This is a genomic window from Stenotrophomonas rhizophila (assembly GCF_001704155.1).
GTDB lineage: Bacteria > Pseudomonadota > Gammaproteobacteria > Xanthomonadales > Xanthomonadaceae > Stenotrophomonas > Stenotrophomonas rhizophila_A.
Genome location: NZ_CP016294.1, coordinates 2,830,500 through 2,844,778 on the forward strand (window position 1 = coordinate 2,830,500; position 14,279 = coordinate 2,844,778).

At 67.8% G+C, this 14,279-nt stretch carries 14 protein-coding genes; 7 read left to right on the forward strand and 7 right to left on the reverse strand.

Features of this window, described 5'->3' with window-relative positions; translation table 11 throughout:
- Nucleotides 1-51: 51 nt before the first annotated feature.
- Nucleotides 52-612 carry a hypothetical protein gene (locus BAY15_RS12655; RefSeq protein ID WP_068853219.1) on the reverse strand — a complete coding sequence of 187 codons (561 nt, stop codon included), beginning with the start codon at nucleotides 610-612 and terminating at the stop codon, nucleotides 52-54.
- Nucleotides 613-820: 208 nt separating this feature from the next.
- Here BAY15_RS12655 and cysS point away from each other — a divergent pair, with 208 nt between their 5' ends.
- From cysS to BAY15_RS12670, 3 genes are all read left to right on the forward strand, one after another.
- Nucleotides 821-2,191, forward strand: a complete 1,371-nt coding sequence (gene cysS, locus BAY15_RS12660) for a cysteine--tRNA ligase (RefSeq protein WP_068853221.1) — start codon at nucleotides 821-823, stop codon at nucleotides 2,189-2,191.
- A 73-nt stretch (nucleotides 2,192-2,264) separates the two neighbouring features.
- Entirely contained in the window at nucleotides 2,265-2,708 is a 444-nt protein-coding gene (locus BAY15_RS12665) for a SufE family protein (RefSeq protein WP_068854707.1), read from the forward strand.
- Nucleotides 2,705-3,958, forward strand: coding sequence for an MFS transporter (locus BAY15_RS12670; RefSeq protein WP_068853223.1), 1,254 nt, complete (start codon nucleotides 2,705-2,707; stop codon nucleotides 3,956-3,958). The genes BAY15_RS12665 and BAY15_RS12670 overlap by 4 nt, the downstream gene beginning before the upstream one ends.
- Before the next feature lie 505 nt (nucleotides 3,959-4,463).
- Here the strand turns inward: BAY15_RS12670 and dksA are convergent.
- Nucleotides 4,464-5,699, reverse strand: coding sequence for an RNA polymerase-binding protein DksA (dksA, locus tag BAY15_RS18920; RefSeq protein WP_083214181.1), 1,236 nt, complete (start codon nucleotides 5,697-5,699; stop codon nucleotides 4,464-4,466).
- 271 nt (nucleotides 5,700-5,970) lie between these two features.
- Between dksA and yidD the strand changes: the two genes are divergently transcribed.
- The 3 genes from yidD to BAY15_RS12695 are packed head-to-tail and all read left to right on the forward strand — an operon-like array spanning nucleotide 5,971 to nucleotide 8,418.
- Nucleotides 5,971-6,225, forward strand: a complete 255-nt coding sequence (yidD, locus tag BAY15_RS12685; protein ID WP_068853228.1) for a membrane protein insertion efficiency factor YidD — start codon at nucleotides 5,971-5,973, stop codon at nucleotides 6,223-6,225.
- 1 nt (nucleotide 6,226) lies between these two features.
- Nucleotides 6,227-7,573 (forward strand): dihydroorotase, encoded by a 1,347-nt coding sequence (locus BAY15_RS12690; RefSeq protein ID WP_068853230.1) that lies wholly within the window; start codon nucleotides 6,227-6,229, stop codon nucleotides 7,571-7,573.
- A complete protein-coding gene (locus tag BAY15_RS12695; RefSeq protein WP_068853233.1) occupies nucleotides 7,573-8,418 on the forward strand; it encodes a M23 family metallopeptidase in 846 nt (281 codons plus the stop codon). Before BAY15_RS12690 ends, BAY15_RS12695 begins: the two co-directional genes overlap by 1 nt.
- Nucleotides 8,419-8,620: 202 nt before the next feature.
- On the opposite strand, the gene BAY15_RS12700 is transcribed toward BAY15_RS12695, so the two are convergent.
- The 5 genes from BAY15_RS12700 to efp form a co-directional block, all read right to left on the reverse strand.
- Entirely contained in the window at nucleotides 8,621-9,328 is a 708-nt protein-coding gene (locus tag BAY15_RS12700) for a squalene/phytoene synthase family protein (RefSeq protein WP_068853236.1), read from the reverse strand.
- 122 nt (nucleotides 9,329-9,450) lie between these two features.
- Complete coding sequence (locus BAY15_RS12705) at nucleotides 9,451-10,140, reverse strand: phosphoglycolate phosphatase (RefSeq protein WP_068853239.1); 690 nt, start codon at nucleotides 10,138-10,140, stop codon at nucleotides 9,451-9,453.
- Nucleotides 10,124-10,855, reverse strand: coding sequence for a bifunctional 2-polyprenyl-6-hydroxyphenol methylase/3-demethylubiquinol 3-O-methyltransferase UbiG (gene ubiG / locus BAY15_RS12710; protein WP_068853241.1), 732 nt, complete (start codon nucleotides 10,853-10,855; stop codon nucleotides 10,124-10,126). The genes BAY15_RS12705 and ubiG overlap by 17 nt, the downstream gene beginning before the upstream one ends.
- A 33-nt stretch (nucleotides 10,856-10,888) precedes the next feature.
- The gene (locus BAY15_RS12715; RefSeq protein ID WP_068853249.1) at nucleotides 10,889-12,232 is read right to left on the reverse strand and encodes a TRZ/ATZ family hydrolase; all 1,344 of its coding nucleotides are present in this window, start codon (nucleotides 12,230-12,232) and stop codon (nucleotides 10,889-10,891) included.
- A gap of 174 nt (nucleotides 12,233-12,406) precedes the next feature.
- Nucleotides 12,407-12,976 carry an elongation factor P gene (efp, locus tag BAY15_RS12720; RefSeq protein ID WP_068853252.1) on the reverse strand — a complete coding sequence of 190 codons (570 nt, stop codon included), beginning with the start codon at nucleotides 12,974-12,976 and terminating at the stop codon, nucleotides 12,407-12,409.
- A gap of 93 nt (nucleotides 12,977-13,069) precedes the next feature.
- On the opposite strand from efp, the gene epmB reads away from it, so the two are divergent.
- On the forward strand, nucleotides 13,070-14,074 hold the full coding sequence (gene epmB, locus BAY15_RS12725; RefSeq protein ID WP_068853255.1) for an EF-P beta-lysylation protein EpmB: 1,005 nt from the start codon (nucleotides 13,070-13,072) through the stop codon (nucleotides 14,072-14,074).
- Nucleotides 14,075-14,279: the final 205 nt, after the last annotated feature.

Sequence of the window (14,279 nt, forward strand, 5' to 3'; positions counted from 1 at the left end):
CCGCCCATCGTTGCATGTGATCGGGCACGGCGCAAGGCCTGAACCGACGGTTCAGGGATTTGCCGCGCTGCCCTGCTCCGCTCCCACCCACGGGGTGATGGAGACGCGGATCTTGAGCCGGTTGCCGGGGTCTTCGGGCAGGCGCGAGCGGTACTTGGTGCCCTTGTAGACGTAATCCACGTCATAGGCGATGGGCCGGCGGAACTCCCGGCCGACCGGGATGATGCGGCAATCGCGGGTCAGCAGCGGGCCGTTGTTGGCGGCCGGGGCTTCCACGACGGGGGCCATTTCCTCGGTGCTGCCGTCTTCACGCTTGAAGATGGAGCGGACCGAATCCATGAAACGGCCGAACCGGCCCTTCTCTTCCTGCGGCTCTTCGCCGGTGACGTTGACCGGGGCCAGGGTCCGGGTGGATACCGGCTCGCAATGTTCCTCGGTGCGGGTGGCGCGCAGGGTCTGGAACACCGGCTCCACGTTGAGCACCTGCGCGTAGTCGAACTTCACGTTCTCCACGATCACCACCCGGTTACGGACCTCGGCGTCCTGGGCGCACGCCATGAAAGCGGCGCTCCCCAGCAGGCAGGTCAGCGTCAGCAACGAAGCGGATTTCATTGGCAACAGGAAAGAGGACAAGGCGGATAGTGTAGGCAGTGCGTGGCACAAGGGGCTGAACATTACCCTTCCGCGACGCTTCTGCCCATACCGAACCGTGTCGTTTGCGAAATCAGGGGGCAACGGGCGGCGTCCCGGGGCCGGCGCTGGGGGCCGTTGTGATCTAAAATCGAAGGCTTGCCCCTACTCCGCCCGGCCCTACGCCCCCATGACCCTGCGCCTGCACAACAACCTGACACGCCAGCTCGAACCGTTCACCCCGCTCGATCCGACCTGTCCGACCCTGTATGTGTGCGGCCCCACGGTCTACAACTACGTCCATATCGGCAACGCCCGGGGCCCGGTGGTGTTCGGGGTGCTGGCCGACCTGCTGCGGCGCCGCTTCGGCGGGCTGCGCTACGCCCGCAACATCACCGACGTGGACGACAAGATCAACACGGCCGCGCGCGAGCAGGGCGTGCCGATTTCGGCCATCACCGACCGCTTCGCCGCCGCCTACCGTGAAGACATGGCCGCGCTGGGCGTGGTGCCGCCGGACATCGAACCGGAAGCCACCGCGCACATCCCGCACATCATCACCATGATCGAGCAGCTGATCGCGGCCGGCCACGCCTACGCGGCCGAGGGCCACGTGCTGTTCTCGGTGCCCTCCTACGCCGACTACGGCAAGCTCTCGCGCCGCGACCCGGACGAGATGCTGGCCGGGGCGCGGGTGGACGTGGCCCCGTACAAGCGCGACCCGGGCGACTTCGTGCTGTGGAAGCCCTCCAGCGACGACCTGCCGGGCTGGGAATCGCCCTGGGGCCGGGGCCGCCCGGGCTGGCACATCGAGTGCTCGGCGATGGCCGCCGCGCACCTGGGCCCGACCATCGACATCCATGCCGGTGGCGTGGACCTGCAGTTCCCGCACCACGAAAACGAGATCGCGCAGAGCGAGTGCGCCCACGGCGGGCAGACCTTCGCCCGGTTCTGGCTGCACAACGGCATGCTCAATTTCGGCGGTGCCAAGATGAGCAAGTCGATCGGCAACATCGAGCGGGTCCACGACCTGGTCCGCCAGCACGCCCCGGAGGCGCTGCGGCTGGCCCTGCTGTCGGCCCATTACCGGCAGCCGCTGGACTGGTCCGATGCGCTGATCGAGCAGTCGGTGCGTACCCTGGACCGCCTGTACGGCACCCTGCGCGACCTGGCCGACGTGGCCGCGACCCCGGCCATCCCGGCCGAGATCGAGGCGGCGCTGGACGATGACCTGAACACCCCGCAGGCGCTGGCCGAGCTGGCCCGGCTGGGCGCGGAAGCGCGCCGCGCCGAACCGGCCGACAAGGCCTGCTGGAAATCGGCCCTGCTGGGCGCCGGGCAGGCCCTGGGGCTGCTGCAGCAGGACCCGGCTGCGTGGTTCGGCACCAGCGGCGGCGACGCCGATGATGACGCGCGCATCCAGGCGCTGATCGACGAGCGCGCGGCGGCCAAGCAGGCCCGCGATTTCGCCCGTTCCGATGCGATCCGTGACCAGCTGGCCGCAGCGGGCATCGTGCTGGAAGACACCGCGCAGGGCGTGCGCTGGTCACGCAAGCGTTGAAAGGCCGCCCGACCAACGGTCGGGCGCTACCGTCGGGTTGGCCCGACGTTCCGTAACAACTGTAGAGATGGCTGTGATCGATTCCCCGTTCCCGATTGAACCCACCGCTACCGAAGCGCAGGCCGCCATTGCCGAGGAATTCGCGTTCTTCGGCGACTGGTCCGAGCGTTACCAGTACCTGATCGACCTGGGCCGCAAGCTGCCGGTGTTCCCGGACGCATGGAAAACCGAGGAACACCGCCTGCTGGGTTGCCAGTCGATGGTGTGGATCGTGCCGGAGGGCAACGCCGATACGCTGCGCTTCCATGCGATCAGTGATTCGGCGATCGTCTCGGGCCTGATCTACCTGGCGCTGCGGGTGTATTCGGGGCGTTCGGCGGCCGAGATCCTGGCCACCGAGCCGACCTACATCCAGGACATCGGGCTGTCGCGGCACCTGTCGCCGACCCGCAGCAACGGGGTGGCGGCGATGCTGGCCTTCATCCGTGAGACCGCCCAGGCGCAGTCCGCGCCGTGAGTTCGCCTGCCCCTCCCGAAGCCGCCGAGAGCGCGCTGGGCCTGCTCACGCGGCCGGGTTTTTCGCTGCTGCTGGCGTACCGCATCCTGGCGATGCTGTCCTACCAGATCGTGGCGGTCACGGTGGGCTGGCATATCTACGAAGTCACCCGCAACCCGTTCTCGCTGGGACTGGTCGGGCTGGCCGAGGTGCTGCCGTTCTTCTGCGTGGCGCCGTTCGCCGGTTACCTGGTGGACCACCTGCCACGCCGCCGGCTGGGCATGGTGGCGTGCAGCGGGCTGGTGCTGACGGCGGTGGTGCTGACGGCAGTGGCCGAGGGCTGGCTGCCGTTCCACGGGGTGTGGCCGATCTACGCGGCGGTGGCGATGACGGGCATGGTCCGGGCGTTCCTGTCGCCGATCTACAACGCGCTGTTCGCGCGTGTACTGGAACGCCACCAGTTCGCGCGTGGCGCGGGGCTGGGGTCGGTGGTGTTCCAGGCGGGCATGGTGGTGGGCCCGGCGCTGGGCGGTGGGCTGGTGGCCTGGGGCGGCAAGAGCCTGTCCTACGGGGTGGCGGTGGCGGCGGCGCTGGGCGCGCTGGGCTGCCTGGCCATGCTGCGGGTATCCGAGCCGGTGCACACCGGGCCGGCGGCGCCGATCTTCAAGAGCATCGCCGAGGGCGGCCGCTTCGTGCTGGGCAACCGCATCATGGTGGGCGCGATGGCGCTGGACATGTTTTCGGTGCTGCTGGGCGGCGTGGTGGCGATGCTGCCGGCGTTCCTGCACGAGATCCTGCACCACGGTCCGGAGGGCCTGGGCATCCTGCGTGCGGCACCGGCGCTGGGCTCGGTGTGCGTGGGACTGTGGCTGGCGCGCCGGCCGCTGCAGCGCCATGCGGGGCGGGTGCTGCTGTTCGCGGTGGCCGGGTTCGGGTTGTGCGTGATCGGCTTCGGGCTGTCGCACAGTTTCTGGCTGTCGGCAGTGATCCTGCTGTTCTACGGGGCCTTCGACGGCGTTTCGGTGGTGATCCGTTCGACCATCCTGCAGCTGGCCACGCCGGAAGAAATGCGCGGGCGGGTGTCATCGATCAACGGCATTTTCATCAGCTCGTCCAACGAGCTGGGCGCGTTCTACGCGGGCACGATGGCCAAGCTGCTGGGCCTGGTCCCGGCAGTGGTGCTGGGTGGGTTCGCGGTATTGAGCGTTGCCGGGATCACCGCCTGGAAGAACCCCACCCTGCGCCGGTTGAATCTGCGGGACCTGCAGTGAGGTGTGGGCGTGCGTGTGTGACGTAACGTCTGGGTTCCAATGATTGGTTAATCCGGGTCTCCGGACGTTACGTAACGGTTCGTAGCCCCGGCCGTTGGCCGGACACCGCGCGCAGCGCGGCCCGAAATTCCGGAGTATGAAATGTGATCGGTTACGATCATGCGCCCGGGTGTGCAACCACGATGAAACCGCGTCTCAGGCGTCATGAAACACTGACGGACGTCTTCGGAACGTTTAAATTCCGGTGGGCGGCTGCGAGCGATAACCGATAGGCTCCGGACGCTTGGGCCGCGCTGCGCGCGGTGTCCGGCCAACGGCCGGGGCTACGAACCGTTACGGGCCCATTGGGATCGGGATCAATCAACCACGGGCCCATTGGGATCGGGATCAATCAACCACGGGCCCATTGGGGTCGGGACCAATCAACCATGGGCCCATCAGGCAACCCCGAACAACAAAAAACCCGGCCTTGGCCGGGTTTTTTGATTGGATCCACGACTTGCGATCAGTCGCCCTGCTGCTTCTGCAGGTGCTCCCAACGCTCCTGGGCATCGATGGTGCGTTCGGCGGTCAGGCGCGCTTCGAGGCGGTCCAGGCCGATTTCTTCGCCGGTGTCGACGCAGAAACCGTAGTCACCGTCTTCCAGACGCTTGAGCGTGCTGTTGATCTTGCCGATCAGCTTGCGGTAGCGGTCGCGGGTACGCAGTTCCAGCGAGTTCTCGGTCTCGCGGGTGGCGCGCTCGGCTTCGTCGCCGATGTCACGCACTTCTTCCTGCAGGTTGGCGATGGTCTGCTTGGATTCCTCGACCAGTTCATTGCGCCAGTGCTGCAGGCGCTGGCGGAAATACTCCAGCTGCAGCGGGCTCATGTACTCCTCTTCCGCGCTCGGCTTGTAGCCGTCGGGCAGGATCGGACGACCGGTGGCTTCGTCAGTCTTGTACTCGACCACCTTGACCTTGGTGCGCGGGGCCGGGGCGGACGAACGCGCTGCCACGGCAACGGCGACCTTGCCAACCGGACGCGACACGGGCTTGGGGGCGGATTCGGATTTCACGGGAGTTTTTGCAGGCGATTTCGAAACGGGCACGGGATTCTTGTTTTGCGGGGCTTTTGGCGCGGGGGCTGCCGCTACCGGCTTCGGCGCGGGCGCCGGAGCTGGAGCAGGCTTGGCCGCGGCCTTGGCCGGGACAGACTTGGCCGGTGCCGGCGGTGCCGGCTTCGGTGCGGACTTCACTACGGGTGCTGCAACCGGCTTGGCAGCCGGCTTGGTTGCTGCCGGCTTTGTTGCCGGCTTGGCGGCCTTTGCCGGCTTGGCCGGTGCAGGCTTGGCAACCGCTTTTTTCGCCGGCGCGGTCTTGGCCGCCGGCGTTACGGATTTCTTGGCCACGGGCTTGCTGGCGGGCGCGGCTCTCTTCACCGGTGCCTGGGCAGCCTTCGGCTGCTGTGCAGCTTTAGCGACGGGCTTCTTGACCACGGCCTTCTTGGCCACCGGCTTGGTTGCCACCTTCTTCACCGGCGCTTTCACCGGCGACTTGGCGACCACCTTCTTGGCGGGGGCTTTCTTGGCCGCCGCTTTCTTCACGGGTGCCGTCCTGGCCGCCGGTTGTTTGGATGCAGGCTTGCCCGCCGGCTTTGCGGCCGGTTTCTTGGCAACGGTCTTGGCCGCCAACTTCTTAGCAACAGGCTTGGCGGTTTTCTTGGCGGCCTGGACGGCCTTCTTTGCAGTTTTTTTAGCAGCCACGAAACGCTCTTCCTTGGTTTCCCCGGGGCCCGGGAAAGCGGGCCTTTATAGCCTACCCGACCAGCAGCAGCAACCACTCCGCCTACTCCGTTCAGTTGGAGAACACAGCGGTGTGTGGCCGTTCCCCCGCCGGGGCGGAACGACCTGCGCAGTTCGGAACCTGACCCGGCGATGGCGCCGGGGCGGCCCCGCCGCGCACCAGCGCGGACGGGTCCAACACCCCATCCTGCGACAAATGCGGCCTTCATGCCAACTGCTCTAAGATTGGGGGGTGATCTCCCACCTGCTCATTGCCCTGTTGCGCTTCTACAAGCGCTTCATCAGCCCCCTGCTTGGGCCGCGCTGCCGGTTCATGCCGAGCTGTTCTGAATACGCCATGCAAGCCATCGCCATGCATGGCCCTGCGCGTGGCAGCTGGCTGGCCGCGCGCCGGCTGGGGCGCTGCCACCCCTTCCATCCCGGTGGCGTGGACGAGGTGCCGCCGCGCACCGGCCACGCCGATTGCCGCTGCACAGGAAAACACTGAAATGCCCTCCACGCTCATCGTCAACGCCCGCATGGTCAACGAAGGCCGCATCTTCGACGGCGACCTGCGCATCGACAACGGCCGCATCGCGCAGATCGGAAACGGCCTGCCGCCGCAGGACGGCGATACGGTGGTCGATGCCGCCGGCCGCTGGCTGCTGCCCGGGATGATCGACGACCAGGTGCACTTCCGCGAACCCGGCCTTACCCACAAGGGCGACATCGCCACCGAATCGGCGGCCGCGGTGGCCGGCGGCCTGACCAGCTTCATGGACATGCCCAACACCAATCCGCCGACGCTCAACGCGGCGGCCCTGCAGGCCAAGTACGACAGTGCCGCCGGTCGCGCGCGCGCCAACTACGGCTTCTACATGGGCGCAAGCAACGACAACCTGGCCGACATCAAACTGGTGGATCCGAAAACCTCGCCCGGCATCAAGGTGTTCATGGGCGCCTCCACCGGCAACATGCTGGTAGACAACCCGGAAACGCTGGACGCGATCTTCAAGTACGCCCCGACGCCGATCATCACGCACTGCGAAGACACCCCGATGATCGACGCCAAGGCGAAGGAATACGCCGAAAAGTACGGCGATGCGCTGAGCGCCGAGCAGCACCCGGACATCCGATCGCGCGAGGCCTGCCTGAAGTCGTCGGAGCTGGCGGTGGCGCTGGCGAAGAAGCACGGCACCCGCCTGCACGTGCTGCACATTTCCACCGCCGATGAGCTGAAGCTGTTCGAGAAGGGCCCGCTGATCCGTGCCGATGGCAGCCGCAAGCAGATCACCGCCGAAACCTGCATCCACTTCCTGCGCTTTGACCGCACTGATTACGCACGCTTGGGCAACCTGATCAAGTGCAACCCGGCGATCAAGGAAGTGAGCGACCGCGAGGCGCTGACGCAGGCCGTGGCCGACAACGTGATCGACGTGCTGGCCACCGACCACGCCCCGCACACCTGGGAAGAAAAGCAGAAGCCTTACGCGCAGGCGCCGTCCGGCCTGCCGCTGGTGCAGTACGCGCTGGTGGCTGCGCTGGAGCTGGTGCATGAAGGCAAGCTGGAGATCACCCAGGTGGTGCAGAAGTTCGCGCACGCGCCGGCACAGCTGTTCGATGTGAGCCAGCGCGGCTACCTGCGCGAAGGCTACTGGGCCGACCTGGTGCTGGTGGAAGACGTGCCGTTCACCGTGAAGCGCGAAGACGTGCTGTCCAAGTGCGCGTGGTCGCCGTTTGAGGGCATGACCTTCCGTTCGCGCGTGGCCTCGACCTGGGTCAACGGCCAGCTGGCCTGGGATGGCACCCAGCTGGTGGGCGCGCCGAATGGCCAGCGCATGAGCTACGACCGCTGATGCGGGCAACCGTGTTGGGCCTGGGCCTGCTGGCCCTGGCCCCGGTGGCCGTGATCGGCCTGCTGCCCTCGCCCGCCCAGGCCCAGGCCGACGCGCGCGTGGTGTTCCCGGCCAGCGCGTCGCAGGGTGCGATGGTGATCGGCAAGGTGCCGGCCGGCAGCGCGGTGCAGTACGCCGGCCGCACGCTGCGGGTGAGCGGTTACGGCAGCGTGGTGTTCGGGATCGGGCGCGATGAGAAAGGCCCGCTGCAGGTCCAGGTGCAGCGCCCCGATGGCGGCAGCGAAACGGTGAGCATCGCGGTGACCCCGCGTGACTGGCCGGTGGAGCGCGTCAACGGCGTGCCGCCCAAGACCGTGAACCCGCCGCCGGCGATTGCCGAGCGGATCAAGCGCGAGCAGGCGCAGGTGACCGCAGCGCGGGCGCGCGATGACAACCGCGCCGATTTCGCGCAGGCCTTCATCTGGCCGGTGCAGGGTCGCATCAGCGGCCGCTTCGGCAATGCGCGGGTGTACAACGGGCAGCCCGGTTCCGGGCATTCGGGAATGGATATCGCGGTGCCGACCGGCACCCCGGTGAAGGCGCCGGCCGCTGGCGTGGTGACGTTTGCCGGACCGGATCTGTACCTCACCGGCGGCACGTTGCTGCTGGATCACGGGTTCGGGATCAGCTCGAACTTCCTGCACCTGTCGCGGATCGACGTAAAGGTCGGCGACCGCGTCGAGCAGGGCCAGGTGATTGCCGCGGTCGGCGCGACCGGCCGTGCGACCGGCCCGCACCTGCATTGGGGCATGAACTGGTTCGACACGCGGATCGACCCGCTGCTGGTGCTGGAACGCGGGAAGTAACCTGAAACGCGGGAGTGACCGGCTGATGGCCGGTGACCTGATGATGCGAGACGAAGCAACATCCGGTAACGCATGACCTGAAACGAAGGCGCCTCTCCGGCACAGGTCATGCGTCCCAGCGCCGATCATCATGGTCGGCAGTCGTTTGGGAACCGACTCTACCGACGGCGCGTCACGCCCCGCGCCGCCCGCCGACGGCACGTCACCCGCGCGCGGCCCACCAGGTGCGCAGCAGCGTGCGCACCGGGGTGGCCTTGAGCTCGCGCCCTTGTGACCACGCCTGCTGGCGCGCACGCGCGAGTGAGGCATACAGGCGGCGCGGGCGCGGGCCCGCCACGCGGGCCGGCCACTGCCGCACCAGCTGCTGGGCCCAGCGCTGCGTGGCATCGCCATCGGCCTGCGCCAGCAGCGAACGTGGCACTGCAGCCACACCCGCTTCGTGCAGGCGCTGGGCCAGGGTCTGCAGCACCACCGGGGTGGCCACATCGCCGCGCGCCGGGGTAGCGAACATCACCGCTTCCACTGCGGCCACGGCGGCGCCGTAGGCCTGCAGGGCGCGCTGCGCGTGCGCCGGGTCCACGGGTACGGCGCGTGCTTCGATCAGGTCCGGCAAGGCCGCCGCCAGTTCACCCCACGGTGCGCGCACGGGCTCCAGCACGCGGCCCAGCGGATGGCGCGAACGCTGCGCGGCCCAGCTGCGCAGCTCCTCGCCCCACCACGCCAGCTTGGCGTCCGCCGGCATTGGGTCGCCGGCGATGTTGAGGATGTCGTCGAATTCCTGCAGCAGCGCGAACCACGCCACCACCAAGGTGCGCTGGGATTCGGCGATGAACGGTTCTGCCACCTGCCATTCCGGCCAGCGGGTCCGCCATTTGTCGAGGAAGCTGTCGAGGGCGGTGGAGGTGGTCATCAGGGGATTCCTTGGGGAGCGCGTATCGACCAACGGTCGATACCTACCAGTGTTGTATGACGCGCGGTTTGACCGGCGTCAGGGTGATGCCCGGCGACCCGTGGGCCGGCCAACGGCCGGCGCTACCGGCGGGCGTCTGGCCAGGCGTCGGCGTGCTGCAGCGCTTCCGGCTGCTCGATCATGACTTCGGCGCCCCAGGACATCGGGTCGTCGGCGTCCAGGCGGTAGCCCCACAGGGCGGCGACCGAGGCCATGCCGGCGGCGTTGGCGGCGACGATGTCGCGCTCGTCATCGCCGACGTAGATGCAGGTGCCCGGGTCGATGCCCATCCGCTCGGCGGCGGCCAGCAGCGGCAGCGGGTGCGGCTTGCGCTGGGCCAGGGTGTCGCCGCCGATCAGCACCGCGCAGCGGGTTTCCCAGCCCAGCTGCGGCAGGATCAGCCGCGCCAGGTATTCGGGCTTGTTGGTGACGATGCCCCAGGCACAGCCTGCGGCCTCCAGCGCGTCGAGCATGCCGGCCACACCATCGAACAGCACCGCGTGCTGGCCGATCAGCGCTTCGTAGCGATCGAGGAACTCCGGCACCAGCGCATCACGTGCGTCCTGCCCCAGTTCCGGAAACGCCACGGCCACCATCGCTCGCGATCCCTTGGACACCACCGGGCGCAACGCCTCCAGCGTGATCGGGGCGCGTCCGCGTGCGGCCAGCATCGCGTTGGCGGTGGCCAGCATGTCCGGCGCACTGTCGAGCAGCGTGCCGTCCAGGTCGAACAGCACCGCCTGCGGAAAACCGGACTCAGCCACGGCCGTCAGCGTCGGGCTTGACCGCGTGGGCCAGGTAGTTGATGTCGGTGCGCGAGCTCAACCGCGCGCGGTTGCGCCACGGCTCGTAGGCCATGCCGCTGACATCGCGCAGATTGAAATCCGCTTCGCGCAGCCACTTGCCCAGCTCGGCCGGCTTGATGAAATCCTGGTAATGGTGCGTGCCCTTGGGCAGCAGGCGCGCGATGTATTCGGCCCCTACGATGGCCACGGCGAACGCAGCCGGGGTGCGGTTGACGGTCGACAGGAACAGCTGGCCGCCCGGCTTGAGCAGGCGGTGGCAGGCGGCGATGATCGCGCCCGGGTCTGGCACGTGTTCCAGCATTTCCATGCAGGTGACCACGTCGAAGCTGCCCGGCTGTTCGGCGGCGAGGTCTTCGGCGGCCTGCACGCGGTAGTCCACCGTGACGCCCGACTCCAGCCCGTGCAGGCGGGCGACCTTGACCAGCTCCGGGGCCAGGTCGATGGCGGTCACGTCGGCGCCGGCCTGGGCCAGCGCTTCGCTGAGCAGGCCGCCGCCGCAGCCGATGTCGAGCACGCGCGCACCGCGCAGCGTGACCCGGTCCGCAACGTACTTCAGGCGCACCGGGTTCAGCGCGTGCAACGGCTTCTGCGGACCGTCAGCGTCCCACCAGCGGTTGGCGAGCGCGGCGAACTTGTCCAGTTCGGCCTGGTCGAAATTGGTGGAAGCGTGGGGGGCGTTCATGGCTGTCCTTTTCGCGCCTCAGGCGCGTGCATATCAATGACGAGCGTGACGAATGCGCTCGCGCCACTGGCGGGCGTTGGCGACGATGGCAGCGGTGTCCATGCCGACCAGCTCGCGCTGGACCAGCTTGGGCTGCCCGGCAATCCAGACATCGCTCACCTGGTGGCGGCCGGCGGCATACACCAGCTGCGAAAGCACGTGGTGCAGCGGCTGGGTTTCCAACGCCGACAGGTCCACGCAGACCAGGTCGGCCTGCTTGCCCACTTCGATCGAGCCGATGCGGTCGCCGAAGCCCAGCGCGCGTGCGCCGCCCAGGGTGGCCGCACGCAGCGTGGTGGCCGCGTCCAGCGCGGTGGCATCGTTGGCCACGGCCTTGGCCAGGATCGCCGCGGTGCGGTTTTCGCTGAACATGTCCAGGTCGTTGTTGCTGGCGCAGCCATCGGTGCCGATCGCCAGGTTGACCCCGGCGCGCTGCAGGGCGCAGGCCGGGCAGAACCCGGAGGCCAGCTTGAGGTTGGATTCGGGGCAATGCACCACGCTCACGCCGCGTTCGGCGCAGAGGTGGATTTCCGCTTCGGTCAGCTGGGTCATATGCACCGCGATCAGGCGGTCGTTGACCAGCCCCAGGCGGTCCAGCCGCGCCAGCGGGCGCTGGCCGTGCAGCTTGATCGAATCGCTGATTTCCTGGGCGGTTTCATGCGTGTGCAGGTGCACCTGCATGTCCAGCTGGTCGGACAGCATGCGCACGCGTTCGAAGTTGGCGTCGTTGACGGTGTACGGCGCGTGCGGGGCGAACGACGTGCCGATCAGCGGGTCGTTGCGCCACTGGTCGTGCAGCTCGCCGGCCTTGGCGAAGTACTCGTCGTCGGTCTTGGCCCAGGCGGTAGGAAAATCGATGATCACCGCGCCGACCAGCGCACGGAAGCCGTGCTGCTTGTAGACCGCCGCCTGGACGTCGGCGAAGAAGTAGTTTTCGTTGGCGCAGGTGGTGCCACCGCGCAGCATTTCAGCGATGGCCAGGGTGGTGCCATCGGCGACGAATTCCGGGCCGATCACCGCCGCTTCCACCGGCCAGATGTGCTGCTGCAGCCACACCATCAGCGGAAGGTCGTCGGCCACGCCGCGCAGCAGCGTCATCGGGTTGTGCGTGTGGGCGTTGACCAGGCCGGGCATCAGCGCTGCATCGGGGCGCGAGACCACCTGGCGGGCACTGAAGCGCGCGCGCGCTTCGGCGCGCGGCAGGATCGCCACGATTTCGCTGCCGCGCACGGCCACGGCATGGTCTTCCAGCACCACCGCATGCGGTTCGATCGGGACCACGTAACCGGCTTCGATCAACAGGTCACAGGGTTCGGGAATGCGGGTGGTGTCGGTCATGCGGTCTCGCTTTGGGGGGCGGTGATCCGACGCTGCGGGATCACCGCGATGTGCGGGTGGGGTAGAGCCGACTGTCAGTCGGCTGCCGTTCGCGACGCGCGTTCAGACCCCGCCTGAAGCAGCCGACTAACAGTCGGCTCTACGTCGGCTCTACCGTAATTCGACTTCGTCGAATTACTTGCCGGCGCGTGCGGAGTACTCGCCCGAGCGGGTGTCGACCTTGATGATTTCATCCTGGTTGACGAACAGCGGCACGCGGACCACGGCGCCGGTTTCCAGGGTGGCCGGCTTGCCGCCACCGCCGGAGGTGTCGCCACGGACGCCCGGATCGGTTTCGGTGATCTTCAGTTCGACGAAGTTCGGCGGCTGCACGAAGATCGGCTCACCGTTCCACAGGGTCACGATGCAGGACTCTTCGCCCTTCAGCCACTTCTCGGCGCCGCCCATGCCCGACTTGGTCGCCTGGACCTGCTCGAAGGATTCCGGGTCCATGAAGTGCCAGTACTCGCCATCGCTGTACATGAAGTTCATGTTGGTATCCACGACGTCGGCCTTCTCCACGTCGTCGGTGGCCTTCATGGTCATTTCGACCACGCGGCCGGACTTGATGAAGCGGTACTTCATGCGGGTGAAGGCCTGGCCCTTGCCCGGCTTGACGTACTCGGTCTCGGTGATGACCGCCGGTTCATTGTTGACCAGGATCTTCATCCCGTTCTTGACGTCGTTCATGCCAACAGTGGCCATGCTGAAACTCCTGAATGGGCAAACGCCGCGCAGGCGCGGCGAGCCGGATAGAATGGAAAGGCTTTCCCTATGATAACCGCAGGCCCCCATTCCATGCAGCTCTCCGCCACGCCCCTGCCCACCCCCGTCCGCTGGCAGCAGCTGTGGCGCGAGGCGGTCCGCGACCCGCGGACCCTGCTGGAACAGCTGGGGCTGGACCCGGACGCGCTGCCGGTATCGGCCGAGGCGACCGGGCAGTTCGCGCTGCGGGTGCCGCAGGGCTTCATCGCCCGCATGCGCCAGGGCGACCGCCACGACCCGCTTCTGCGCCAGGTACTGCCGGTGACCGACGAGCTGCAGCACGCGCCGGGCTTCACCCTGGATGCGGTCGGCGATGGCCTGGCCCGCAAGGCCACCGGGGTGATCCAGAAGTACCAGGGTCGTGCCCTGCTGGTGACCACCGGCAGCTGCGCGATCAATTGCCGTTACTGCTTCCGCCGGCATTTCGACTACGGCACCGAGAACGCGGCCCGCGAGGGCTGGCGCGAGGCGGTGGACGCCATTGCGCAGGACCCGGGCATCGACGAAGTGATCCTGTCCGGCGGCGACCCGTTGTCGCTGGCCACCCACAAGCTGGTGGAGTTGACCCAGGCGCTGAAGCAGATTCCGCACCTGCGCCGCCTGCGCATCCACAGCCGCCTGCCGGTGGTGCTGCCCGAGCGGGTGGACGAGGAGCTGGTGCAGTGGATCGCCGCCCTGCCCTGGCCGGTGGCGTTCGTGATCCACGCCAACCACGCCAACGAATTCGACGCATCGGTGGATGCGGCCATGGCGCGCCTGCGCGGCGCCGGCGCCACCCTGCTCAACCAGGCAGTGCTGCTACGCGGGGTGAACGATTCGCTGCAGGCGCTGCAGGACCTGAGCGAGCGCAGTTTTGCTGCAGGCGTGCTGCCGTATTACCTGTACCAGGTGGACCGGGTACAGGGCGTGGCGCATTTCGAGGTGGACGATGCAACGGCCAAATCGCTGCACGCGCAGCTGACGGCGCGGTTGTCCGGGTACCTGGTACCGAAGCTGGTTCGGGAAATTTCCGGCGATTCGAGCAAACGGCCGGTGTGACGCCTGACGTATCCGGACCTCTGCACGTTACGTAACAATTCGTAGCCCCGGCCGTTGGCCGGACACCGCGCGCAGCGCGGCCCAAGCGTCCGGAGGCGGTCTCGCAACGGTTGCGGCCAACACCCCGGCGTTTGGGCGTTCCGAAGCCGCGCGTCGGGCGTTCATGACGCCCGAACGAAAAGCAGCCGGCCAACGGCCGGGGCTA